Genomic DNA, 23,670 nt, shown 5'->3' on the forward strand with positions numbered 1-23,670 from the left:
AGGATCAATGATGGATAACTTTGCTTCGGTGATGAGCCAGTATTTCAATAAAATTGTGGCCCATTTAGAGCAGCTGCAAGATGAGGAACAAGCATCCATCCGGAAAGCGGCTCATATGCTGGCGGAACAGATTAAACAGGATAAAATTGTTTATGCATACGGACCTGGCGGCCACTCCAATCTGGGATCACAGGAGATTTTTTTTCGGGCAGGAGGACTGATGCATATCAGTGCCATCCTGGATGAAGGAACTTTGCTTAGCGGCGGTGCTTTACGGTCAATGGCAGTTGAACGAACTCCCGGTTACGGGAAAATTGTCATTGAGGATTATGGTTTAAAGCAAGGAGATCTTCTGATCATTATCAACGCTTACGGGATTAACTCTGCAACTATCGATGCTGCCTTAGAGGCAAAACGAAGAGGAGTTAAAACGATTGGTGTCACATCTGTCCGCCATGCATTGGCCACCCCGGAAAATCATCCCGCCCGTCACCCTTCCAAGAAAAATCTGCATGACCTCGTAGATATCGTCCTTGATTGTAAAGTAGAAGTGGGTGACGCCGTTGTAAAGATCGAGGGATTGGAGCAGCCTGTGGCGGCGATGTCCACATTTGCAAATGCCTATTTATTAAATTCACTGGTGGCTGAAACGGTCCAGTTATTAGTCCGGGAAGGTATAACACCCCCGATCTGGATGAGCGGAAACGCCCAGGGCGGAGATGAAGCAAATGCCCGATTTATCGAGAGATTTAAGGGAAGAATTAAAAAGTTATAGCATGGATCAAATCAGACCCGGGGATTGTCCCGGGTCTGATTGATCTTTTTCTGACCGGCAAATTATATTACACAAGAAATGGGGTTAAAGTTAAGCGGGCAGAGAAAAATGCTGAAGCCAAGTTCACGTTACAGGCATAGCTTTTTTTAAAAACAACTATCCGGAAAAATACTCCGGAAACTCGTTCATAAACGCGTGAACAACAGCTTCATATTTTTGGTCACTGATTTCCGTGAGAGTCTCTCCCTGTATTTCAAAAAAATAGAGCTCCTCTGTTGGATGATCGCGATGGTAATACATCCCGATCAACTTTTCCTCAAATGTAAAAGTAGCACCCAAAATGGCCGGAAACAGCCCCTCTTCTGTTTCCAAACGCTGAAAAAAGATGGGCTCAATCTCCTGTAACACCATTTCTGCATAGGTTTCGCCCGGAAAACGGAGAAGCAAGGTACCATCATTCTCCTCCTCAATAATATACAGCTCTCTTTTCCGTTCTTTCTTCCAGAGCAGTAACAAGTGTTTCACATTTTGATGGATAAACAAATATTGATATGGAGTTTGAAAACGGATTTGCATGCGGTCCCCTCCAAAATCATACCTGTTCTCAATATAACATGCCGGGAATAAAAGAAACACAGGGGGAGTTCCCTGTGTTTTCCGGCCGGACCGAAAGCTATTTTTGGGGAATGGCTGACAAGTATGAGCGGATATCAACCCCCAGCCCTTCAGCAAGGCGGGTTCCCAGTTGGCTGTCAGCGCGGTAGAAATTGCAGATTGCGAGCAGTTGGGTCTGGGAGTGGACCTCTTTAAGATCATTCACCAGGTTTTTCACCAGATGATCCTGCATCTCTTTGGAGAAGCTGCGATAACGTTCACCGGCCTGTTTGAAATCATTGGTGCGGTCGATTTTGCGACGCGTGGCGGAGCCAGCAAGAGGTGCTTCACTTTCCACATATTGCGGTGTTTCTTTGGGGGTATCTTCGTAACGGTTGGGTTCATAGTTGATCGGTGAGGGATTTTGTCTGGTCTGCATAAAGCCGTCCCGTTGATAATTTTGTACTCGTGCATAGGGACAGTTGACCGGAATGTTTAAGTAATTGGGTCCTAAGCGGTGACGTTGGGTGTCCGGGTAGGAAAAAAGCCGACCCTGTAACAGCTTATCTTCAGACGGTTCAATTCCGGGGACCAGAGCACTTGGAGAGAAGGCTGATTGTTCCACTTCGGCGAAGAAATTTTGCGGGTTACGGTTCAGTGTCATTTTGCCCACTTTGAGGAGCGGATAAAGATCTTCCGGCCAGACTTTGGTGGGGTCGAGTGGATCGAAATCCAGTTTTTCAAAGTCGGAGGGCGGCATCATTTGTACAAACAGATCCCACTCCGGATAATCACCCTTCTCAATATGTTCATAGAGGTCCCGGGTGGCGTGTTGAAAGTCTTTGCCCTGAATTTCCTTTGCTTCTTCTGCTGTTAATGTTTTTATTCCTTGTTTTGGTTTCCAATGGTATTTGACATACACTACCTCCCCTTGATCATTGATCCATTTAAATGCGTGGACGCCGAAACCTTCCATCTGCCGATAGTTTGCAGGGGTTCCCAGGTTGGAGAACAGCCAGACCAGCATGTGGGTCGACTCCGGTGTTAAACTCATAAAGTCCCAGTATCTGTCGGGGGCCTGGATATTTGTATGGGGTGCGGGCTTTAAGGAGTGAACCATGTCAGGAAATTTGAGGGCGTCACGGATGAAGAAGACAGGCAGATGGTTTCCGACGATATCATAGTTTCCTTCTTCTGTGTAAAACTTAGTCGCAAATCCGCGCGGATCGCGAACTGTTTCCGGGGAGCCTTTGGGATGGATCACAGTGGAAAACCTGACAAAAACAGGCGTATCCCGGCCTTTTTCCTGCAAAAAGTGAGCTTTGGTGTATTTTTTCATGCTGTTTTCTACCACAAACACACCATGCGCTCCCGCGCCACGGGCGTGGACGACACGTTCGGGGATGCGTTCCCGGTCAAAGTGGGCCAGCTTCTCAATGAGATGGTAATCTTCCAGCAGTGTAGGACCGTGTTGACCTGCCGTACGCGAGTTTTGATTATCACCGACAGGAGCACCTTGATTGGTTGTAAGTTTTTTCTTATCTTTCATGGTTTCACCTCTTAAATTATGTGGATTAAATGAAATCAAATATTAATTTAAAATCATTATTATTTATATACTCATTTATATTTTCTAAAAAAACGGTCTGTTCCGTCAATATTTTTGGGAAATTTTTTAAGTCATGCATAAGAAATGTCCCCCGAACGGAAGGACATTTCCTGGATCTGTTTATAGATTTTTCAGGTGACACTCTGAACTAGGGATTGATCACGGTGATATAGCCGATCATTGGACCATGAGTCTCAGGAGTCAGATGATCATGGCAGATAAGTTCAAAGGTACCGTTGCGATTGGGTTGAAACGTAACGGTCGTTATTTCTCCCTTTTTAACCATTCCTTTTATATTTAAACCGGGGCTGGAAAAGCGGTGGACTTTCCCGTGAAGCCCGTGCAGATGGAGACGGATGGATTCTCCTTTTTGTACGACAATCGTTCCCGGATCCCAGCGGTACGCTTCAACTTCCATTCCGCTTATCTTTGCTTTGTATTCCACTGTAAACAGATGGATATCCCGGACGGCCGGGGGGGGAGTAAGGGTTTGTGCTTACTTTTTTGAAGGCCAGGGATTCCTTAAACCAGGGCACAGCAGGAAGAAGAAAAGTGATTCCAATCAGCACCAATATAAATGTAATGAACAGATAAATCCATTGGCGTGAAGTAATCATAGAGTACCTCCGTTTAGCTGTTTTTCTGTTTCATTATCTACGAAAAAAAATGTTTTATGCCATATTTGGAAAAACATTTCCAGTTCTCATTCCCGGCATGGTGAGATATAATAAGAACAAACGTTCCTGTTTGAGGTGTGAAGAATGGTTGACCTCATTTTAAAAAAGGCGTTTGAAGCCGGTAGGAATGTACAAATTATCTATATGGACCAAAACAGACAGATCACGCAAAGACGGATCAGGATCTTTAAGCTGGATGAGACAAAAATAGAGGCCTACTGCTATTTGCGCAAGGCGCCGCGCTGGTTTGACCGTTCAAATATTTTAGCCGCCGGGTGACGGTTCCCGGAATTGTCAGATTCGGCTGCTGTGATCTTGTTTTACAGGCGGGGAAAGAATGCTATACTTGTGGTGTTGCAAAGTTGTTGAGGCCATTCGCTCACTTTACCGGCATGAATGGTTGTATGGTTGTAAGGAGGAGCAGGATATGAAATCTCAAGTTCAACATGGTACCAATGAAAACCAAGAGAATGATTTTCTGGATGCAGTTGTAAGTACTGCTGTAACGACTGCCGTTTTCATGGGAATTTTTATCGTTGCTACAGTCATTTCTTTGCTGAAGTAATCGCTTTGTGTAAAGAGGGGGTTAGGAATTTAACCTTCTCTTTTTTTGTAGTGAAAAAACTTAAGCTTTGAACGGTTGGCAAACAACGGCTGTCTGAGCTATACTTGCAAAAGAGCCAAACTGGTGCTGTTTTTTCATGTTTGGGGCTGTTGGCAAGGAGTCCAAAGGCATGTTTATCAGGGGTGAATCCGGTTTTTGGGCATTGTTCCATGTAAGGGGATTCATTTTTGACGTAAACAGCAACTTACATAAATGTTGTGGGAATAAGTTTGGCTGTTTATGCGGTGATCGACAAGGATTGGGGGATAGGGAATGAACGTACATGAGTATCAAGGCAAACAAGTCCTGAAAAAATACGGTGTCGTTGTCCCGAACGGATCTGTTGCGTTTACACCTGAAGAAGCGGTAGAAGCAGCAGAGCGTTTGGATGGAAACCTGTGGGTTGTCAAAGCACAAATCCATGCAGGCGGCCGTGGAAAAGCGGGTGGAGTGAAGCTGGCCCGCAGTCTGGAAGAAGTGCGCCAGCATGCGACCGAACTTTTGGGGAAAGTACTGGTAACCCATCAAACCGGTCCCGAGGGAAAAGAAGTTAAGCGCCTGTTGATTGAAGAAGGACTACCGATTGAAAAAGAATATTACGTTGGTGTGGTGATCGACCGTTCGACCGGTCGTGTTGTCATGATGGCTTCGGAAGAAGGCGGAACGGAGATTGAAGAAGTAGCAGCCAAAACTCCGGAAAAAATCTTCAAAGAAGTGATTGACCCGGCGATTGGGATGATGCCGTTCCAGGCTCGCCGCCTGGCCTACAACATCAATATTCCAAAAGACAAAGTAAATCAGGCTGTCAAATTTATGCTGGCTCTTTATGATGCATTTACGGATAACGACTGTTCACTGGCTGAAATCAATCCGCTCATCACCACCACGGATGGACGTGTGATGGCACTGGATGCCAAACTAAACTTCGATTCCAACGCGCTCTTCCGCCATAAGGATATCCAGGAGTTGCGCGATCTCGATGAAGAAGATGCCAAGGAAATTGAAGCTTCTAAATATGACTTGAGTTATATTGCGCTAGACGGAAATATTGGCTGTATGGTAAACGGAGCCGGCCTGGCGATGGCAACGATGGACATTATCAAACATTATGGCGGGGAACCGGCTAACTTCCTCGATGTCGGGGGCGGTGCAACCACTGAAAAAGTAACAGAAGCATTTAAAATTATTCTTTCCGATGAAAATGTCAAAGGAATTTTCGTTAACATCTTCGGTGGAATTATGAAATGTGATGTGATCGCCACGGGGGTTGTAGAAGCGGCGAAAGAAGTCGGCTTAAACCACCCGTTAGTCGTCCGCCTTGAAGGGACCAATGTTGAGCTGGGCAAAAAGATCCTGCAAGAATCTGGCCTTAAAATTGTGGCGGCAGACTCGATGGCAGATGGAGCGCAAAAAATCGTTCAACTGGTAAAGGAATCTGCGTAAAGGTCGAAAGAACGTCCGAGAAAGGTGGGTTATAGGGTGAGTATTTTTGTAAATAAGGATACAAAAGTGATCACACAGAATATTACCGGGGCCACTGGTTTGTTCCATACCAAACAAGCAGTTGAGTATGGTACCCAAGTGGTTGCCGGAGCGACCCCTGGTAAAGGTGGTATCGAAGTCGAAGGGATCCCTGTGTTTGATACAGTTTTAGAGGCAAAAGAAGCAACTGGTGCGAATGCGTCTGTCATCTACGTTCCGGCTGCGTTTGCTGCGGATGCAGTCATGGAAGCAGTCGACGCGGAATTAGATCTTGTTGTTTGTATCACAGAAGGAATTCCCGTCCTCGATATGGTAAAAGTAAAGCGTTACCTCGAAGGGAGAAAAACACGGCTGATCGGTCCGAACTGTCCCGGCGTGATCACTCCCGGCGAGTGCAAGATCGGAATTATGCCCGGTTATATTCATACTCCTGGTCATGTGGGAATCGTTTCCCGCAGCGGAACGTTAACCTATGAAGCTGTTCATCAGCTGTCCACCCGGGGAATCGGCCAGTCCACAGCTGTCGGTATCGGCGGAGATCCGGTAAACGGAACCAATTTTATTGATTGTTTAAAAGCATTTGAGGAGGACCCGGATACCAAAGCTGTCGTCATGATCGGTGAAATCGGGGGCACGGCGGAAGAAGAAGCCGCTGAGTGGATTAAAGCCAATATGACCAAGCCGGTTGTCGGCTTTATCGGGGGCCAGACTGCTCCTCCGGGAAAACGGATGGGACACGCGGGAGCCATCATTTCCGGTGGTAAAGGTACGGCTGCAGAAAAGATTGCTACTCTGGAAAAATGTGGCGTAGCTGTTGCTCCAACACCTGCAGTGATCGGTGAAACATTGGTACGGGTTCTGGAAGAAAAAGGTTTGCTGAGCGAGTGCATCACAAGAAACTAACATCTGCTGCTTTTTTTGGGAACCTTCTGTCGGGTTCCCTTTTTCTTTGTAATGAGGGGGAAAAGAGATGAATGAGCAGGCAGGATTAGTGGCGATGCATCAGATTGCCGGAGTGGGATGGCATACCATTGACAAGCTTCGGCGGGCGGGGTGGTCACCTGATCAAGATTTAACTCCATCAATTATTGACGGGCTAGCCGGTCAACAGGTGTCCCAAAAAACGGTCGAGTATATTCGAACCCAATGGACACCCGCCTTCATCAAAAAAGTAACCTCAGAACTGAAGGATAGAGGAATTGCTGTATTAACTCCGATCGATGAAAAATACCCCGGTTTGTTAAAAGAGATTGCGCAGCCGCCGTGGGTGTTATACATCAAAGGGGATATTGAGCTGTTAAGCGAGCCTTGCCTCGCAGTGGTGGGAACCAGAAAGTCTACCCCTTACGGCCTGCGTGTTACTCGTATTCTGTCTGAGCAGATCACCAGAGCGGGATGGGTGCTTGTCAGCGGGATGGCAAATGGGATCGACGGGGAGGCACATCGCAGTGCATTAAAGGCAGAGGGAAAAACGATTGCTGTATTGGGAACCGGAGTGGATGTGATGTACCCCAAAAATCATCGTTCACTCTATGAAGAAATCGCGGCGAAAGGAGCAGTGATTTCTGAGATGCCGCCCGGAACCCAGCCGGCTCCCGGTTTGTTCCCACAGAGAAACCGTATTATCAGCGGGCTGAGCGTGGGGACAGTGGTGGTGGAAGCCGCAGGGCGATCAGGTTCTCTCATTACTGCCAATTTCAGCATAGAACAGGGGAGAGAAGTATTTGCCGTTCCCGGTCCAATCACTTCCCCGCAGAGTAGGGGGACCCTGTCCCTCATTCAACAAGGAGCCAAATGTGTCATCGAAGCGGAAGATATATTTGAGGAGTTTACTTACAATCTGCCCTGTGCAAAGGAAAAAGAGATCACAGAAGATCTGGCAAAGGTTGCTTTAAGTGAACAGGAACGTGAAATTCTCAGATATATTCAGACGGAGCCGGTTCAGATTACCACTCTCATGGAAAAAACAGCCGGAAAAATGACGGTCGGTGAAGTTCACCAAACGTTATTATCTTTGGAAATCAAACAGGAAATTGCCCAATTGCCGGGGTCGTATTATATTCGCAAGTAACATCTTACCCTCTTCCAGCGTATGTATATGCGAACTCAGGGTCATCCTTTGAAGTGAAATCAAAAATGGCAAGGTTGCCGAGCTGATTCTAAATCTGGTATTGTAACAAATACGAGTGAAAAAAAGCGATGTTAATACGACGAAGAAATTGTCACAATAATAGGGACGCTTACCAATTTCGAGGGGAGGGCCTTAGGATGGCCGATTCGCTGGTCATTGTCGAATCGCCCGCCAAAGCCAAAACCATCGGCAAGTACTTGGGGAAAAAATTTATCGTCAAAGCTTCGATGGGCCATGTGCGGGATTTACCAAAAAGCCAACTAGGCGTGAATATAGAACATAATTTTGAACCTAAATATATAACGGTCCGTGGAAAAGGGGACGTATTGAAACAATTGCGCGATGCCAAAAAGAAGGTGAAACGGGTTTATCTGGCGGCTGACCCTGACCGTGAAGGAGAAGCGATCGCCTGGCATTTGGCACATAGCCTGAATCTTCCTCTGGATGACAAATGCCGCGTCGTTTTTAATGAAATTACGAAACAGGCTGTTAAAGATGCATTTAAGCATCCGCGAAAGATAGATATGACTCTGGTGAATGCCCAACAAGCGCGTCGTGTGTTGGACCGTCTCGTCGGTTATGGAATTAGCCCGTTGCTCTGGAAAAAAGTGAAAAAGGGGCTTAGTGCCGGCAGGGTCCAATCTGTGGCGGTCAAGCTGATTATCGACCGGGAAAAAGAGATCAGACAATTTAAACCGGAGGAATATTGGACTGTAACTGCGATTCTCCTACGCGGAGATGAACCGTTTGAAGCTAAATTTTACGGATATGGGAGTAAAAAAACAGAATTAAAATCAAAAGAAGATGTTGATCAATTGCTCGCAGTCATCAAAGGAAAACGATTTGTTGTTGAAGAGGTCAAAAAGAGTGAGCGGAGAAGGAATCCGTCTCCTCCTTTTATCACTAGCACCCTGCAACAGGAAGCGGCCCGTAAGCTAAATTTCCGCGCACAGAAAACAATGGCTGTCGCCCAGCAATTGTATGAAGGAGTAGATATAGGCAAAGAGGGAACGGTCGGTTTGATCACTTATATGAGAACCGATTCAACCAGGGTATCCCAAACGGCTCAACAAGAAGTACGTTCCTACATTGGGGAGACGTTTGGAGACCGTTACGTTCCGGCTCAGCCGCGCACCCACAAGACAAAAGCGGGAGCTCAGGATGCACATGAAGCGATCCGCCCTACTTCAGTGACACGGACCCCGGCGCAATTAAAGGGTGTATTGACCAGAGACCAATTGCGTTTGTATAAATTGATCTGGGAACGATTTGTTGCGTCACAGATGGCCCCGGCCGTACTGGATGCCATTTCGGCCAATATTCGCGCAGGAGAGGCACTGTTCCGGGCAACCGGTTCCAAAATAAAATTTCCCGGTTTTATGAAGGTGTATATTGAGGGTAGCGATGACAATAAAAAAGAGGAAGAGTCATTTTTGCCCCCGCTGGAAGAAGGAGAACAGCTAAAGCGTAAATCGATTGACCCTAAACAGCACTTCACTCAGCCGCCACCGCGTTACACCGAAGCGCGCCTGGTGAAAGAGCTGGAAGAAAAGGGAATCGGACGGCCCAGTACTTATGCTCCTACTTTGGATACGATTCAAAAGCGGGGGTATGTCTTGCTTGAGGATAAACGGTTTGTTCCTTCTGAACTTGGCGAAATTGTGTTAGAGCTGATTGAGGAGTTTTTCCCGGAGATTATTAATGTTGAGTTTACTGCACATATGGAAGAAGATTTAGACCTGGTTGAAGAGGGGAAAGTGGACTGGGTACAGGTTCTGGATCGCTTTTACCAGTCGTTTGAGAAACGATTGTCCTTCGCTGAAAAAGAGATGGAGGAAGTGGAGATTCAAGACGAAGTATCCGACGAAGTCTGTGAAAAGTGCGGAAGCCTGATGGTATACAAATTTGGCCGTTACGGGAAGTTCTTGGCGTGCCCTTCGTTTCCGGAATGCCGGAATACCAAAGCGATCGTGAAATCGACCGGTGTCACCTGCCCCAAGTGTGAAAAAGGGGAGATTGTTGAACGGAAGAGTAAGAAGAAACGAACCTTTTACGGATGTAACCGATATCCGGATTGTGATTTTGTTTCATGGGATCGGCCGGTTCCGCGTCCGTGTCCGAGGTGTGAAAGGTTAATGGTAGAGAAAAAAGTGAAGAAACAGCCAGTGATCCGTTGTACGGAATGTGATTATCAGGAAGAGAAAGCGTAAGTGGAGGGGGAACAGGATGTCAATAAAAGCAGTTACCGTTGTGGGAGCCGGCTTGGCGGGCAGTGAGGCTGCCTGGCAAATTGCCGAGCGCAGGGTTCCTGTACGTTTGTTTGAAATGCGACCGGTTCAGATGACACCGGCTCACCGCGGAGATCAGTTTGCAGAGTTAGTATGCAGCAATTCGCTTCGGGCAAACTCTCTGACAAATGCTGTTGGGATTTTAAAGGAAGAGATGCGCTGCCTTCATTCGCTGATTATGAAATGTGCTGACAAGCATGCCGTTCCGGCGGGAGGGGCACTGGCTGTGGACAGGGAGGCTTTTTCAGCGGAAATTACGGAGACTCTCCATAAACACCCGCTTGTGGAAGTGAGAAAAGAAGAGGTTACAGACATTCCGGAAGGTCCTGCGGTGATCGCCACAGGCCCCTTGACGTCTGCCGCACTTTCGGACAGGCTGCAAAAGCTGACCGGGGAAGAATACCTCTATTTTTATGATGCCGCCGCTCCGATTGTGGAAAAGGACAGCATTAATATGGACAAAGTATTTATCGCCTCCCGTTATGATAAAGGAGAAGCTGCTTATCTGAACTGTCCGATGACAGAAGATGAATTTGAACAATTCTATGAAGCACTTGTGACGGCGGAAGTAGCTCCGCTCAAGGAATTTGAGAAGGAAATTTACTTTGAAGGCTGTATGCCGATTGAAGTGATGGCGAAACGAGGAAAAAAAACTCTTCTCTTCGGTCCGATGAAACCGGTAGGGCTCATTGATCCGCGCACAGGAAAGCGGCCTTATGCGGTTGTTCAGCTTCGACAGGATAACAGTGCCGGGACGCTGTATAATTTGGTCGGTTTCCAGACCCATCTCAAATGGGGGCCGCAAAAGGAAATCATTCGCATGATTCCCGGACTTGAACATGCTGAGATCGTCCGCTACGGGGTGATGCATCGCAATACATTTATCAATTCGCCGAAAGTACTGAAACCAACCTATCAATTTCGCAATAGGGAGACTCTTTTCTTTGCCGGACAAATGACCGGGGTTGAAGGTTATGTTGAGTCTGCAGCCGCGGGATTGATTGCGGGGATTAACGCGGCCCGTCTGGTGCATGGTCAGGAATTAATGGTTCCTCCCAGATCGACTGCGATCGGAAGCCTTGCACACTATATCACCACAGCCAATCCCGATCATTTCCAGCCGATGAACGCTAACTTTGGATTGTTTGAGGAGTTGCCCGAAAAGATCCGTTCAAAACAAGAACGTGCTAAAAAATACGCTGAACGGGCAATCAAAAACATTCAGAATTTTTCTCGTGAAGAGGGCAATTTTTCTTGCTAACCCTTCTTCTGTGTGATAGTATGACGGTGCGATGTGGAAATCATACATTCAGTTGAAACGGGGGACAGCAGAGAGAAGGATGCTGCTGTTTCTTCATGAATAGCGCCGAAATAGATCATCTGCTTATAGAAGGAAGAACACGGATTTTTGCTTGTAATGATGCTTAAGGAGGAACAGGATGGATACCTTTCATGCGACGACTATTTTCGCTGTAAGGCACAATGGATCAGGTGCAATTGCGGGAGATGGCCAGGTTACCTTTGGAAATCAGATGATTATGAAACACGGTGCCAAAAAAGTCCGCCGCCTGTATAAAGGAAAAGTTGTAGCCGGGTTTGCCGGTTCTGTCGCTGATGCTATTACCTTATTTGAGAAATTTGAAGCAAAATTGGAAGAATATCATGGCAATCTGGCTCGTGCTGCTGTTGAACTGGCGAAAGAATGGAGGGCGGACAAAGTATTGCGCCGCCTGGAAGCAATGTTAATTGTAATCAATAAAGAACAGCTGTTGCTGATCTCCGGAAACGGTGAAGTGATTGAACCGGACGATGATATACTCGCCATTGGTTCAGGCGGAAGTTTTGCGCTTTCTGCCGGGCGGGCTTTAAAACGCTATGCACCCGAGCTTTCCGCAAAGGAAATTGCCAGGGCAGCACTGACAATTGCCAGTGAAGTTTGCGTATTTACCAATGACCATATCGTTGTCGAGGAGGTATAATATGCCGCAATTGAATCAACAGGAAAAATGGACGCCAAAACAAATCGTTGAAGAATTGGATAAGTATATTGTCGGACAAAATCAAGCCAAGAGAGCAGTGGCAATTGCCCTCAGAAATCGCTATCGCCGGAGTTTGCTGCCACCGGAACTAAAAGATGAAGTGGTTCCCAAAAACATTTTAATGATTGGCCCAACCGGGGTAGGAAAAACGGAAATTGCCCGTCGCTTAGCCAAACTGGTCGGGGCGCCATTCGTTAAATTGGAAGCGACCAAGTTTACCGAAGTAGGTTATGTCGGCAGGGATGTAGAGTCAATGATTCGCGATCTGGTTGAAACAGGGATCCGCATGGTAAAGTCAGAAAAGCTTGAAAGTGTCAAAAGCCAGGCACGGGCACTTGCAGATGAGCGGCTTGTTGAAATCCTTGTCCCTGAGAAAAAGCCGGCAAGTTCCTTTAAAAATCCTCTTGAGCTGCTGTTCCAACAAAATGCCAACCACGATACGGGTTCCCAGGACCACCAGGAAAAGGTGAAAATATCCGAAGAACGGCGCCGGATTAAAGAGAAACTGCAGCGCGGGGAACTGGAAGACCGTGTGATTGAGATTGAAGTAGAGGAACAGATGCCCTCCATGTTCGACATGTTTGCAGGAACAGGGGCGGAACAGATGGGAATGAATATGCAGGAGATGTTAGGCCAGTTTTTGCCGAAGAAAACGAAAAAACGCCGCTTGCCCGTCCGTGAAGCACGGGAAGTGTTGATCCAACAAGAAGGGCAAAAGCTGATCGATATGGACCAGGTCGTTCAGGAAGCGCTCGACCGCGTGGAACAGTCGGGTATTATCTTTCTGGACGAGATTGACAAAATTGCCGGCAAAGACCGCCAGGGTCCCGATGTTTCGCGAGAAGGGGTACAACGGGATATTCTTCCCATTGTTGAGGGGTCTACTGTGATGACGAAATATGGGCCGGTCAAAACAGATCACATTCTGTTTATGGCTGCCGGTGCTTTCCATGTGGCCAAGCCTTCCGATTTAATCCCGGAGCTGCAAGGCCGCTTTCCCATTCGCGTTGAACTGAATGATTTGACCGCTGATGATTTTGTGCGCATTTTAACAGAACCGAAAAGCGCTTTGATCAAACAGTATACAGCTCTGTTGGAAACGGAAGGGATCAAAGTAACCTTTACTTCGGAAGCGATTCAGGAGATCGCGCGTTTGGCGGCCCAGGTCAACGGAGGGACTGAAAATATCGGTGCCCGACGTCTGCACACGATTCTGGAACGGCTGCTGGAAGAATTGTCTTTCGAGGCTCCTGAAATTCGCATGGGTGAAGTCTCCATTACACCGCAATATGTGAGAGAACGACTCTCTGACATTGTAGCGGACCGTGATTTAAGCCAATACATTTTGTGAGACAGAAAGGAGAATGAGGGATGAATCTCCTATCCAAAGCCAGGGAGATTAATCGCTTGTTACAGCGAACAGGCGGGCAGGCTGTCAGCTTTATGGAGATGTCCGAAGTGCTTCGGGACATTATTGTCGCTAATATCTATGTAATTAGTCGCAAAGGAAAAATCCTCGGTTACGGGATTGCCGAGGAGCATGCCGAAGATGAAATGATCCGCGTGGCACTCAAAGACCGGAGAATCCCTGAGGATTACAATGAGCGGTTAAAGAAAATGAAAGAAACTTCCGCCAACCTTGATGAAAACAGTGAATACAGCTTTACCAAACAGTTGGGCGGAATGTTTGCACACCAGTACACGACCGTAGTTCCGATCATCGGTGGCGGAGAGCGGCTGGGAACCCTGCTTTTGACACGGTATAACGAGCAGTTTGTCGATGATGATTTGATTCTGGCGGAGTACGGGGCAACCGTCGTCGGTATGGAAATTTTGCGTGAAAAAGCTGAAAAGGCGGAGGGAGAGGCACGCAGCCGGGCAGTCGTCCAGATGGCCATCAGTTCGCTCTCGTTCAGCGAATTGGAAGCGGTTGAACATATCTTTGAGGAACTGGATGGGAAAGAGGGATTACTGGTTGCAAGCCGTGTGGCTGACCGTGCGGGCATTACCCGCTCTGTCATTGTCAATGCCCTGAGGAAATTGGAGAGTGCCGGTGTGATTGAGTCACGTTCCCTGGGGATGAAAGGAACATATATTAAAATATTGAATGACCGCTTGCTGCCGGCTCTGGAGAAATTGCGCAACTCATAAAGCCTGAAAAAGGAAATGCTTGCGAAGTTGATAACGGTTGTGGTATAGTCATCAATGGTGTAAACACACACGCCAGGGGAAGTGAACAGGCGGTGCCGTGAGGTTCGCGGTTTCTGACTCCCGATGATCCCGGCGGAGGAACAAACCACAAGGAGGATTTACATTATGGCAGTCGTATCGATGAAACAATTGTTAGAAGCGGGTGTTCATTTCGGACACCAAACCCGTCGCTGGAACCCAAAGATGAGCAAATACATCTTTACCGAGCGTAACGGGATCTACATTATTGACCTGCAAAAAACGGTCAAAATGATGGAGCATGCATACAACTTTGTACGTGACCTGGCAGCAGACGGCGGAAGCGTTCTGTTTGTCGGTACTAAAAAACAGGCGCAGGATGCCGTAAAAGAAGAAGCCACCCGTTCTGATATGTTTTATGTTAACCATCGCTGGTTGGGCGGAACTCTGACCAACTTCCAAACGATCCGCAAGCGCATCGACCGTTTGCATGAGTTGGAGCGCATGGAAGAAGACGGGACTTTCGACGTGCTCCCCAAAAAAGAAGTAATTCTCTTGAAAAAAGAGCACGCAAAATTGGAGAAATTCCTCGGCGGTATCAAACACATGAAAAAACTTCCGGATGCGGTCTTTATCATTGATCCTCGCAAAGAGCGCATTGCCGTAGCGGAAGCCCGCAAGCTGAACATCCCGATTATCTCTATCGTGGATACCAACTGTGACCCGGATGAAGTGGATTACATCATTCCCGGAAACGACGATGCCATCCGTGCTGTTCGTCTGTTTACCAGCAAAATTGCTGACGCGATTTTGGAAGGCAGACAAGGTGAACAACAAAACAGCACTGCATCCTAATAGAACGAAAAAGGGTGGCATGGAAACAAACGGTTTCTTGCCCACCCCTTTTTAAACGAATAAATGGTACAAACCTATACAATTTAAGGAGGACAAACCATCATGGCAATCACTGCTGCTATGGTAAAGGAACTGCGCGAAAAAACCGGCGCAGGTATGATGGACTGTAAAAAAGCACTTACCGAAACCAATGGTGATATGGAAAAAGCGGTGGAATATCTCCGTGAAAAAGGTATTGCCAGCGCTGCAAAAAAAGCAGGCCGCATTGCTGCTGAAGGAATTGTTGAATCTTACATACATGCCGGCGGACGAATCGGAGTTCTGGTAGAAGTCAACTGTGAAACTGACTTCGTGGCCAAAACAGATGAGTTTAAATCATTTGTCAAAGATATCGCAATGCAAATTGCCGCTATGGCCCCCAAATATGTACGTCGTGAAGACGTTCCGGCTGAAGAAGTGGAAAAAGAGCGTGCTGTCTTAAAACAGCAGGCGCTTGCTGAAGGAAAACCGGAAAATATTGTCGATAAAATGGTAGAAGGACGTCTTCAAAAGCACTTTAAAGATATCTGTCTGATGGATCAGGTATTTGTAAAAGACAATGATAAAACGATTGATGGATTGGTGAAGGAACAGATCGCCAAAATCGGGGAAAACATTTCGATCCGCCGCTTTGTTCGTTATGAGATGGGTGAAGGCCTTGAAAAACGCCAAGACAACTTCGTTGAAGAAGTTATGTCCCAGGTCAAGAAAGGCTAACACCGGACATATCGGGAACACTACTTATGTGTTCCCTTTTTTTGCAAATAATAGATTCACTGTGCAGATGGAAACGGAGGAACCTTATGAGTACTCCCAAATATAATCGTGTCATTTTAAAAATAAGTGGTGAAGCACTGGCCGGGGAACAGGGGTACGGCATCAATGCCCGCGTCCTCAGCTCTTTCGCCAGACAGGTCAAAGAAGTTGTCCAACTTGGTGTTGAAGTTGCGGTAGTTGTCGGAGGAGGAAATATCTGGAGGGGAATCTCCGGTACGGAAAAAGGAATTGACCGTGCAACTGCCGACTATATGGGAATGCTTGCTACTGTTATGAACTCCCTCGCTTTGCAGGATGCTCTGGAGGCGATGGAGGTCCCAACCCGCGTGCAAACTTCCATCGAAATGAGGCAGGTGGCTGAGCCATATATCCGCCGCAGAGCGATCCGCCATCTGGAAAAAGGCCGTGTTGTGATCTTTGCGGGTGGAAACGGAAATCCGTTCTTCTCCACAGACACGACTGCTGCATTGCGTGCGGCGGAGATCGAGGCGGAAGTGATCCTGATGGCGAAAAATAACGTGGATGGTGTATACAGCGCTGATCCGAGCAAAGACCCAACAGCGATAAAATATGAAACCCTTACTTACCTTGAAATTTTGAACAAAGGTCTGGGTGTGATGGACTCAACAGCATCCTCTCTGTGTATGGATAATAATATCCCGTTAATTGTTTTTAATATTTCTGAAGAAGGTAATATTCGCCGTGCTGTGTTAGGAGAGCATATCGGAACCATTGTAAGGGGGAGCATGTAATGGTAAACCAAGTGAAAAATCAAGCAGAAGAAAAAATGGAAAAAGCAATTCAGGTATTGAAAAGAGATCTGCTTACCTTGAGAGCGGGCAGGGCCAACCCTGCGATTCTGGATAAAGTGTCAGTTGAATACTATGGCAGTGAAATGCCTATTAATCAATTGGCAAACATCTCTACCCCGGATCCAAGAAGCTTACTCATCCAACCCTGGGATAAATCGGCATTAAGCGAAATTGAACGAGCCATTCTCAAGTCTGAACTGGGACTCACCCCAAACAATGACGGAAATGTGATCCGCATCACCATCCCGCCACTCACAGAAGAGAGACGCAATGAATTAGTCAAACTGGCCCGTAAAATGGGTGAAGAGGGAAAGGTTGCCATCCGGAATATTCGCCGAGATGCCAACGATGAACTGAGGAAATTGGAAAAAAACGGAGAGATACCCGAGGATCTGGCGCGTCGGGGACAAGACGATATTCAAAAACTGACAGATCGTTTCATTAAAGAAGCGGATCAAGTTGTTGCCGGTAAAGAAAAAGAAATTATGGAAATCTAAGGTGATTCCGGGCAGAGCCCCCTTATTTAGAGGGGGTTTTCTATCTAGTTCATTTTTCGCATATGATATGATTGATTGATACTAAACATAAGAGGAAGAGGTCCTTTAGCGGAGGAATGACTCATGATTGAATCGATTAAACGCATGGTGGGTGAGAAAAAAACCGGGCGAAGTAAAGAAGAACTTCTGTCTTCCATCCGGAAATTTCCCTTGCCGGAACATGTCGCGATTATCATGGACGGAAATGGCCGCTGGGCAAAAAAACGCGGGCTTCCCCGAACAGCCGGACATGCGGCAGGAATGAAAAGAGTGCGGGAAACGATTCGCGCTGCTGATGAGTTAGGAATTAAGGTGCTCACCTGTTATTCTTTTTCCACTGAGAATTGGAAACGACCCAAAGATGAAGTAGCTTATCTCATGAAATTGCCGATAGAGTTTCTAAAAACAGATCTGCAGGAACTGATCGACCGAAATGTGAAAGTGCAAATGCTGGGAGAGAAGAGCAGAACCCCTTCACAAACTCAGTTGGCTTTAACTGAATTTGAAGAAAAAACGAAACACAATACCGGTCTTATCCTTAATTTTGCGATCAATTACGGATCGAGAGAAGAAATCGTACAGGCGATCAGGGAAATTATAGATGAAGTGCAAAAAGGAAATATTGATAAAGACCAAATTGATCAAGACCTCATTAACCAACATTTGCTTACGCGTGGTTTGCCTGATCCGGACCTGATAATCCGAACAAGCGGTGAGATTCGGATCAGCAACTTTTTATTGTGGCAACTGGCATATAGCGAATTATGGTTTACAGATGCCCTGTGGCCGGATTTTACTCCGGAGTTATTCTACCAGGCAATCGAAGATTTTCAACGCCGTTCACGTCGATACGGAGCGGTGTGAAAGTAGACAGGAGAATAAGTAATGAAACAGAGAGTCATCACGGGGGTGTTAGGAGCCTCAGGTTTTTTAATTCTCTTGTGGTTGGGAAATTGGTGGTATTCGGGCCTGCTTCTTTTTTTGGCGACATTCGCTTTTTTGGAATATGCTCAGATGAATCGACTCAGCTGGAGGCGGACTCCGGTGATCCTGGGCATTGGACTTGTTTGGTTTATTTTTGTTACCCAATTGCCCCAACTGGATGCTATATCTTCTGATCCTCTCCTGCACGACCCAAATCAGCTTCTATTGGGATTGGTTTTCTTTCTGGTCCTGATTGTGTTAAGTCGCAATCATTTTGATATTTTTCAGGTCGCATACTTATTTATTGGGTCCATCTACATAGGATACGGATTTTCATATATGATGCTGACCATTTGGAAACAAAACGGCTTGGCTTTAACTTTGCTGGTGATTTTTATCACCTGGGCTAATGATTCAGCTGCGTATTTCATAGGAAAACGGTTTGGGAAAAGAAAGCTGTGGCCGGAAATAAGCCCGAATAAGACCATTGAAGGTTCGATGGCCGGAATTGTTTTTGGTGTCATCATGAGTGTATTGATCTTCCTTATCTTCCCCGCGTTAGGTAACTTGTTAAAAGCCATTTGGCTGGGCCTGCTCATCTCGGTTGTAGGGCAGATCGGGGATTTAATTGAATCGGCATGGAAGCGGACAACAGGGGTCAAAGATTCAGGTACAATCCTCCCGGGACACGGAGGAGTATTGGACCGGTTTGACAGTTTGCTCTTTACCTTTATCGTTCTTCATCTAGTGAGACTTGTGTAAAAAGGAGAGAAAAAAGTGCCAGAACAGATTATTATCCTGGGCTCAACGGGTTCCATAGGGAAAAGTACATGTGAAGTTATTGCCCAGCATCCGGAAGAGTTTCGTGTAATTGCCCTGGCAGCGGGAACAAATGCTGATGAGATGATTCGTCAGGTGAAACAGTTCAAGCCAAAATTAGTCTCAATGGCAACTCAGGCAGCAGCGGAACAGGTGAAAAAAGAAGTTGGGGGAGATACAAAGGTTCTCTGGGGAGAAGAAGCTCTTCTGGAGGTTGCTACCCATCCCGATGGAACCTATGTGGTTTCTGCTCTTGTAGGAAGCCGCGGACTCCCGCCGACGCTGGCAGCCATTCAGGCAGGCAAAAAAATTGGACTGGCGAATAAGGAAACATTGGTTACTGCCGGGCATATTGTCACTCAGGAAGCTCAAAAAGCCAATGTTCCATTGATTCCGATTGATAGTGAACACTCCGCCATTTTTCAATGTTTAAACGGGGAAAGAAAACAGGATGTTGGGAGAATTCTTTTAACTGCTTCCGGCGGCTCTTTTCGTGACTGGTCCAGGGAGCAATTAGCGAATGCTACGGTCGAACAAGCCCTGAAGCATCCCAATTGGTCTATGGGCGCAAAAATTACGATTGACTCTGCAACTTTGATGAATAAAGGGCTGGAAGTGATTGAGGCCCACTGGTTATTTCAATTGCCTTATGACCTGATCAATGTTATCATCCATCCACAAAGCATTGTTCACTCGATGGTCGAATTTAAAGATGGAGCCGTGATGGCCCAATTGGGCACACCGGATATGAAAGTTCCGATCCAGTATGCATTATCTTATCCAAAACGTCTTCCGCTTGATACACCGGCTTTAGACCTTGTAACCCTTTCGCGTTTAGATTTCCGTGCTCCGGATTTTGAACGTTTTCCATGTTTGAAATTGGCTTACCAGGCAGGGAAAGCAGGAGGCAGCATGCCAACCGTTTTAAACGCGGCTAACGAAGTGGCGGTAGAGCATTTCTTACAGGGAAACTGCTCATTCCTGTTGATTGAGGAAATCATAGAGCGGGTGTTGAATGAACATGTATCTGTGTCCAATCCATCTTTGCAGGAAATTCAGGCAGCGGACCAGTGGGCAAGAAATTATGCACATCAATGTGTATGAAGTATTACCTGATGCATGAGTGGTAATGCTGTGACTAACCAAGGTGGTGAACTTAAGGATGGAAACAGTCTTGGCTTACATGCAGCCAGTCATATCTTTTATCTTGGTACTCAGCCTGTTGGTCTTTGTCCACGAATTGGGACACTTCTTATTTGCCAAGCGGGCAGGGATCCTGGTACGGGAATTTGCGATTGGTTTTGGCCCTAAAATCTATTCCAAAATCCACGGCGAAACGATGTATTCTGTACGGGCACTGCCTCTGGGCGGGTTTGTACGCATGGCAGGTGAAGATGCTGAAATTGTAGAAATCAAAACCGGTACATTGGCTTTTGCTACTCATAACAAGGAAGGTCAGATCAATCACTTGTATTTGTATGAGCCTGATCTGCAGGAGAATCTGACTGTCGGCAGGGTGGTTGAGGCAGATTTAGAGGACAAGTTGTATGTGGTCCTTGAGGATCAAAATGGACTGGAAACAAAACATTCATTAAATCCTCAGGCGATCATTCATTATGACAAGAAAAACCAGGTCCAGATTGCTCCCTTAGACCGGCAATTTGGTTCCAAAACGGTTGGCCAAAAAGCGTTGGCGATTTTCGCCGGACCTTTGTTTAATATTGTTCTCACAATCATTTTATTTTCCGTTTATGTTTTTGTGAGCGGAGTTGAACGGTTGCCGATTGATAAAATTGTACCCGGAAAGCCGGCTGCTCAGGCTGGAATGAAAAGCGGGGATTTGATTACAGCCATCAACGGTGAAGAGATCCATACACTGGATGCTCTTCGCTATAAACTGACAGCTGCTCAAGGAGCACCGGTTAATCTTACTGTTAAGCGGGGAGAGCAGACACTGCAATTCACTTTAAAGCCCCAAAAAACAGGAGAAGTTTACCAGATAGGAGCAGAATTTAACGCGGCGACGATGAAGCGGGAGGCGACACTGTCTGAAGCGGTAACTGAAGGATTTAGGCAAACACTTGACTGGTCAACATTTATTTTGGATGGCTTTGCTAAGCTTGTTACAGGACAACTTTCCATTAAAAGCCTGGGCGGACCGGTTCAGATGGGCGAAATTACCGGCAAGGCTGCAGAATACGGGATTGTCCCCCTGATTAAATGGACTGCGCTGCTCAGCTTAAATTTGGGTATCTTTAACCTGCTTCCCATCCCGGCCCTGGATGGAAGCCGTCTGGTCTTTATCGGCTTGGAAGCGGTGAGAGGGCGTCCCATTAACCCAAATAAAGAAAGCCTGGTTCATTTTGTTGGTTTTGCATTATTGATGATGTTGATGTTAGTTGTTACCTTCAACGATATTAAAAGGGTTTTCTTTACTTGATGAAAGCTTGCTGTAAAGTTGATGAAACCTGACGGACAAACCCAGTCAACCAGCGAAATCTAGTTGGGAACTGGGTTTGTTTCATAAAAGCATTCGGGACAGATTTCAGTATTTTTCTCTTTTGTAAGTGGCCATTACACAGAAATGAGGGATTATTATGCGCCAAAAAAATGCGTTCATACCAACTCTTCGTACGGTTGGCGAAGCGGAAATGGTCAGCCATCAACTCTTGTTGCGAGGAGGATATATCCGTCAGTTGGCTACGGGTATTTATACATACTTACCATTAGCTTATCGGGTCTTACATAAAGTGGAGAATATTGTCCGGGAAGAGATGGACCGGATCGGAGCGCAGCAATTATTGCTCCCCGCTTTACATCCGGCTGAACTCTGGAAAGAGACAGGCCGTTGGACAAACTATGGGCCAGAGTTAGTGAAATTGCAAGATCGGCATGAACGTGATTTTGTCGCTGGTCCGACTCATGAAGAGGTGATCACTGACCTTTTGCGGGATGAAATGAATACCTACAAAAAGCTGCCGATGTCCCTTTATCAGATTCAAACTAAATTCCGGGATGAACGAAGGCCTCGTTCCGGTTTGTTGCGCGGCCGCGAGTTTATCATGAAGGATGCTTATTCTTTTCACGCGGATCGGGAGTCGTTGGACGTAACTTATCATCATATGTACCAGGCGTATATGAACATTTTCACCCGATGCGGACTTGATTTCCGGGCGGTGGAAGCTGATGCAGGAGCGATTGGCGGAAAAGGAACGCATGAGTTTATGGTTCTCTCTGATGCCGGAGAAGATACGATTGCAATGTGCGAGGCTTGTGATTACGCTGCTAATATTGAAATGGCTGAAGTAGTCGGATCAGAGAAATCCACAGACAAAACGCCTGTGCCTGCCATGGAAAAAGTGGCTACTCCGGGTAAGCGATCTATCCAAGATGTCGCTGCCTATTTAAACGTGCCAACCCGTCAACTGGTAAAAAGTCTTCTCTTCATCGCTGATGGGACTCCCGTTCTCGTTCTCGTACGTGGCGACCATGAAGTAAATGATGTAAAAGTGAAAAATCTGGTTGATGCCAGTCTTTGCGAGCTGGCAGATGAAGAAACAATTCGCCGGGTTACAGGGGCCCCGAGCGGTTTTGTAGGGCCGGTAGGTTTGAAGGAAAAGGTGCAAGTCTTCGTTGATCAGGCAGTGATGCAGTTAAATGAAATGGTTGTCGGTGCTAATGAAGCAGATACCCATTTGAAGCATGTACAAGTGGGGCGGGACTTTACTGTAGATCAAGTTGCTGACCTGCGCAATATCCAGCCCGGAGATGCCTGTCCTCGATGTAGTGCAACGATTCGCTTTAAGAGAGGTATTGAAGTGGGACATGTGTTTAAGCTGGGAACCCGCTACAGCGAAGCGATGAAAGCTAAATTCCTTGATCCGAACGGAAAAGAACAACCATTTATCATGGGGTGTTATGGCATTGGGATCTCAAGGACGATCGCTTCGATTGTTGAACAGCACAATGATGAGAACGGAATCATTTGGCCAGTAGCTGTGGCCCCGTTTGCTGTTCATTTGATCGCCGTCAATATGAAAAATGAAGATCAGGCCAGATTGGCTGAAGGCTTGTATGAAAAGTTGCAACAGGCCGGTGTTGAAGTATTATTTGATGATCGTACTGAACGGGCCGGTGTGAAGTTTAAAGACGCAGACCTCCTGGGAATGCCGGTCAGAGTAACCGTTGGGGCAAAAGCAAACGAGGGTACGGTGGAGATTAAACTGCGCCGTACGGGTGAAGCTAAGGAACTTTCACCTGAAGAAGTTCTTAAAGAGCTCCCTGATTGGCTGAAACGAGCAGACGGTTAAAAATGAACCCGGTCATCAGACTGCGGGGAAGCGGTTCGGGGAGTGCAGGGAAATATTTATCCGGGAAAGCGCATCTACCGCAGCGTGCTTGTATATCGGGTAAGTTCCGACCCGCACGAAAGGCGTAACGAATCTGGGCGCTGTCTCAACGAGAGACCCGGTGAAATTGTACTGCCAGTGAAGATGCTGGCTACCCGCGACAAGACGGAAAGACCCCGTGGAGCTTTACT

At 46.7% G+C, this 23,670-nt stretch carries 22 protein-coding genes, 1 rRNA gene and 1 pseudogene; 21 read left to right on the forward strand and 3 right to left on the reverse strand.

What is annotated here, in order from left to right:
* Positions 1–10: 10 nt before the first annotated feature.
* Entirely contained in the window at positions 11–775 is a 765-nt protein-coding gene (locus tag I8U27_RS18400; RefSeq protein ID WP_198065904.1) for a sugar isomerase domain-containing protein, read from the forward strand.
* A 156-nt stretch (positions 776–931) separates the two neighbouring features.
* Here the strand turns inward: I8U27_RS18400 and I8U27_RS18405 are convergent, their stop codons facing one another.
* From I8U27_RS18405 to I8U27_RS18415, 3 genes are all read right to left on the reverse strand, one after another.
* Entirely contained in the window at positions 932–1,351 is a 420-nt protein-coding gene (locus I8U27_RS18405; protein ID WP_181754510.1) for a hypothetical protein, read from the reverse strand.
* A gap of 97 nt (positions 1,352–1,448) precedes the next feature.
* Positions 1,449–2,918, reverse strand: a complete 1,470-nt coding sequence (locus I8U27_RS18410) for a catalase (RefSeq protein WP_181754507.1) — start codon at positions 2,916–2,918, stop codon at positions 1,449–1,451.
* Between the two features lie 208 nt (positions 2,919–3,126).
* Positions 3,127–3,396: a cupredoxin domain-containing protein gene (locus tag I8U27_RS18415; RefSeq protein ID WP_181754505.1), complete on the reverse strand. Its 270-nt coding sequence runs from the start codon at positions 3,394–3,396 to the stop codon at positions 3,127–3,129.
* Between the two features lie 343 nt (positions 3,397–3,739).
* On the opposite strand from I8U27_RS18415, the gene I8U27_RS18420 reads away from it, so the two are divergent.
* From I8U27_RS18420 to I8U27_RS18515, 20 genes and pseudogenes are all read left to right on the forward strand, one after another.
* A complete protein-coding gene (locus I8U27_RS18420; protein ID WP_181754503.1) occupies positions 3,740–3,934 on the forward strand; it encodes a hypothetical protein in 195 nt (64 codons plus the stop codon).
* A 58-nt stretch (positions 3,935–3,992) separates the two neighbouring features.
* A complete protein-coding gene (locus I8U27_RS18425) occupies positions 3,993–4,220 on the forward strand; it encodes a hypothetical protein (RefSeq protein WP_181754501.1) in 228 nt (75 codons plus the stop codon).
* A 312-nt stretch (positions 4,221–4,532) separates the two neighbouring features.
* Positions 4,533–5,702 (forward strand): ADP-forming succinate--CoA ligase subunit beta, encoded by a 1,170-nt coding sequence (sucC, locus tag I8U27_RS18430; RefSeq protein ID WP_181754499.1) that lies wholly within the window; start codon positions 4,533–4,535, stop codon positions 5,700–5,702.
* A gap of 36 nt (positions 5,703–5,738) precedes the next feature.
* Entirely contained in the window at positions 5,739–6,644 is a 906-nt protein-coding gene (gene sucD / locus I8U27_RS18435; RefSeq protein WP_181754488.1) for a succinate--CoA ligase subunit alpha, read from the forward strand.
* Between the two features lie 67 nt (positions 6,645–6,711).
* Positions 6,712–7,812, forward strand: a complete 1,101-nt coding sequence (gene dprA, locus I8U27_RS18440) for a DNA-processing protein DprA (RefSeq protein WP_181754487.1) — start codon at positions 6,712–6,714, stop codon at positions 7,810–7,812.
* Between the two features lie 197 nt (positions 7,813–8,009).
* Positions 8,010–10,082: a type I DNA topoisomerase gene (gene topA, locus I8U27_RS18445; RefSeq protein WP_181754486.1), complete on the forward strand. Its 2,073-nt coding sequence runs from the start codon at positions 8,010–8,012 to the stop codon at positions 10,080–10,082.
* Positions 10,083–10,098: 16 nt separating this feature from the next.
* A complete protein-coding gene (gene trmFO / locus I8U27_RS18450) occupies positions 10,099–11,421 on the forward strand; it encodes an FADH(2)-oxidizing methylenetetrahydrofolate--tRNA-(uracil(54)-C(5))-methyltransferase TrmFO (protein WP_181754484.1) in 1,323 nt (440 codons plus the stop codon).
* 178 nt (positions 11,422–11,599) lie between these two features.
* Positions 11,600–12,139: an ATP-dependent protease subunit HslV gene (gene hslV / locus I8U27_RS18455; RefSeq protein ID WP_181754482.1), complete on the forward strand. Its 540-nt coding sequence runs from the start codon at positions 11,600–11,602 to the stop codon at positions 12,137–12,139.
* Position 12,140: 1 nt separating this feature from the next.
* On the forward strand, positions 12,141–13,550 hold the full coding sequence (hslU, locus tag I8U27_RS18460; RefSeq protein WP_181754480.1) for an ATP-dependent protease ATPase subunit HslU: 1,410 nt from the start codon (positions 12,141–12,143) through the stop codon (positions 13,548–13,550).
* A gap of 20 nt (positions 13,551–13,570) precedes the next feature.
* A complete protein-coding gene (gene codY / locus I8U27_RS18465) occupies positions 13,571–14,350 on the forward strand; it encodes a GTP-sensing pleiotropic transcriptional regulator CodY (RefSeq protein ID WP_181754478.1) in 780 nt (259 codons plus the stop codon).
* 165 nt (positions 14,351–14,515) lie between these two features.
* A complete protein-coding gene (gene rpsB / locus I8U27_RS18470; RefSeq protein WP_181754476.1) occupies positions 14,516–15,223 on the forward strand; it encodes a 30S ribosomal protein S2 in 708 nt (235 codons plus the stop codon).
* A 102-nt stretch (positions 15,224–15,325) separates the two neighbouring features.
* Positions 15,326–15,979, forward strand: coding sequence for a translation elongation factor Ts (gene tsf / locus I8U27_RS18475; protein WP_181754474.1), 654 nt, complete (start codon positions 15,326–15,328; stop codon positions 15,977–15,979).
* 86 nt (positions 15,980–16,065) lie between these two features.
* On the forward strand, positions 16,066–16,791 hold the full coding sequence (pyrH, locus tag I8U27_RS18480) for a UMP kinase (protein WP_181754472.1): 726 nt from the start codon (positions 16,066–16,068) through the stop codon (positions 16,789–16,791).
* Positions 16,791–17,348 (forward strand): ribosome recycling factor, encoded by a 558-nt coding sequence (gene frr, locus I8U27_RS18485; protein WP_181754470.1) that lies wholly within the window; start codon positions 16,791–16,793, stop codon positions 17,346–17,348. Before pyrH ends, frr begins: the two co-directional genes overlap by 1 nt.
* A 123-nt stretch (positions 17,349–17,471) precedes the next feature.
* A complete protein-coding gene (locus I8U27_RS18490) occupies positions 17,472–18,251 on the forward strand; it encodes an isoprenyl transferase (protein ID WP_181754467.1) in 780 nt (259 codons plus the stop codon).
* A gap of 21 nt (positions 18,252–18,272) precedes the next feature.
* A complete protein-coding gene (locus tag I8U27_RS18495) occupies positions 18,273–19,073 on the forward strand; it encodes a phosphatidate cytidylyltransferase (protein WP_181754465.1) in 801 nt (266 codons plus the stop codon).
* Between the two features lie 15 nt (positions 19,074–19,088).
* Complete coding sequence (locus I8U27_RS18500) at positions 19,089–20,234, forward strand: 1-deoxy-D-xylulose-5-phosphate reductoisomerase (RefSeq protein ID WP_181754463.1); 1,146 nt, start codon at positions 19,089–19,091, stop codon at positions 20,232–20,234.
* A 58-nt stretch (positions 20,235–20,292) separates the two neighbouring features.
* Positions 20,293–21,570, forward strand: a complete 1,278-nt coding sequence (rseP, locus tag I8U27_RS18505; protein WP_232345647.1) for an RIP metalloprotease RseP — start codon at positions 20,293–20,295, stop codon at positions 21,568–21,570.
* Positions 21,571–21,904: 334 nt separating this feature from the next.
* Positions 21,905–23,083 (forward strand): annotated as a pseudogene (locus I8U27_RS21450) (proline--tRNA ligase); the annotation flags it as partial.
* A gap of 108 nt (positions 23,084–23,191) precedes the next feature.
* Positions 23,192–23,670, forward strand: a 23S ribosomal RNA gene (locus I8U27_RS18515); the annotation flags it as partial.

Source organism: Paenactinomyces guangxiensis, from assembly GCF_016055185.1.
GTDB lineage: Bacteria > Bacillota > Bacilli > Thermoactinomycetales > Thermoactinomycetaceae > Paenactinomyces > Paenactinomyces guangxiensis.

Excerpts from the sequence above, each read along its gene's own strand:
- hslU (WP_181754480.1), top strand. The coding sequence starts at position 12,141 with ATGCCGCAATTGAATCAACAGGAAAAATGGACGCCAAAACAAATCGTT.
- pyrH (WP_181754472.1), top strand. The coding sequence starts at position 16,066 with ATGAGTACTCCCAAATATAATCGTGTCATTTTAAAAATAAGTGGTGAA.
- sucC (WP_181754499.1), top strand. The coding sequence starts at position 4,533 with ATGAACGTACATGAGTATCAAGGCAAACAAGTCCTGAAAAAATACGGT.
- dprA (WP_181754487.1), top strand. The coding sequence starts at position 6,712 with ATGAATGAGCAGGCAGGATTAGTGGCGATGCATCAGATTGCCGGAGTG.
- I8U27_RS18495 (WP_181754465.1), top strand. The coding sequence starts at position 18,273 with ATGAAACAGAGAGTCATCACGGGGGTGTTAGGAGCCTCAGGTTTTTTA.
- topA (WP_181754486.1), top strand. The coding sequence starts at position 8,010 with ATGGCCGATTCGCTGGTCATTGTCGAATCGCCCGCCAAAGCCAAAACC.
- I8U27_RS18415 (WP_181754505.1), bottom strand. The coding sequence starts at position 3,396 with ATGGAAGTTGAAGCGTACCGCTGGGATCCGGGAACGATTGTCGTACAA.
- codY (WP_181754478.1), top strand. The coding sequence starts at position 13,571 with ATGAATCTCCTATCCAAAGCCAGGGAGATTAATCGCTTGTTACAGCGA.
- hslV (WP_181754482.1), top strand. The coding sequence starts at position 11,600 with ATGGATACCTTTCATGCGACGACTATTTTCGCTGTAAGGCACAATGGA.
- rseP (WP_232345647.1), top strand. The coding sequence starts at position 20,293 with ATGGAAACAGTCTTGGCTTACATGCAGCCAGTCATATCTTTTATCTTG.
- I8U27_RS18420 (WP_181754503.1), top strand. The coding sequence starts at position 3,740 with ATGGTTGACCTCATTTTAAAAAAGGCGTTTGAAGCCGGTAGGAATGTA.
- I8U27_RS18490 (WP_181754467.1), top strand. The coding sequence starts at position 17,472 with ATGATTGAATCGATTAAACGCATGGTGGGTGAGAAAAAAACCGGGCGA.
- rpsB (WP_181754476.1), top strand. The coding sequence starts at position 14,516 with ATGGCAGTCGTATCGATGAAACAATTGTTAGAAGCGGGTGTTCATTTC.
- I8U27_RS18405 (WP_181754510.1), bottom strand. The coding sequence starts at position 1,351 with ATGCAAATCCGTTTTCAAACTCCATATCAATATTTGTTTATCCATCAA.
- I8U27_RS18400 (WP_198065904.1), top strand. The coding sequence starts at position 11 with ATGGATAACTTTGCTTCGGTGATGAGCCAGTATTTCAATAAAATTGTG.
- I8U27_RS18425 (WP_181754501.1), top strand. The coding sequence starts at position 3,993 with ATGCTATACTTGTGGTGTTGCAAAGTTGTTGAGGCCATTCGCTCACTT.
- I8U27_RS18410 (WP_181754507.1), bottom strand. The coding sequence starts at position 2,918 with ATGAAAGATAAGAAAAAACTTACAACCAATCAAGGTGCTCCTGTCGGT.
- tsf (WP_181754474.1), top strand. The coding sequence starts at position 15,326 with ATGGCAATCACTGCTGCTATGGTAAAGGAACTGCGCGAAAAAACCGGC.
- trmFO (WP_181754484.1), top strand. The coding sequence starts at position 10,099 with ATGTCAATAAAAGCAGTTACCGTTGTGGGAGCCGGCTTGGCGGGCAGT.
- frr (WP_181754470.1), top strand. The coding sequence starts at position 16,791 with ATGGTAAACCAAGTGAAAAATCAAGCAGAAGAAAAAATGGAAAAAGCA.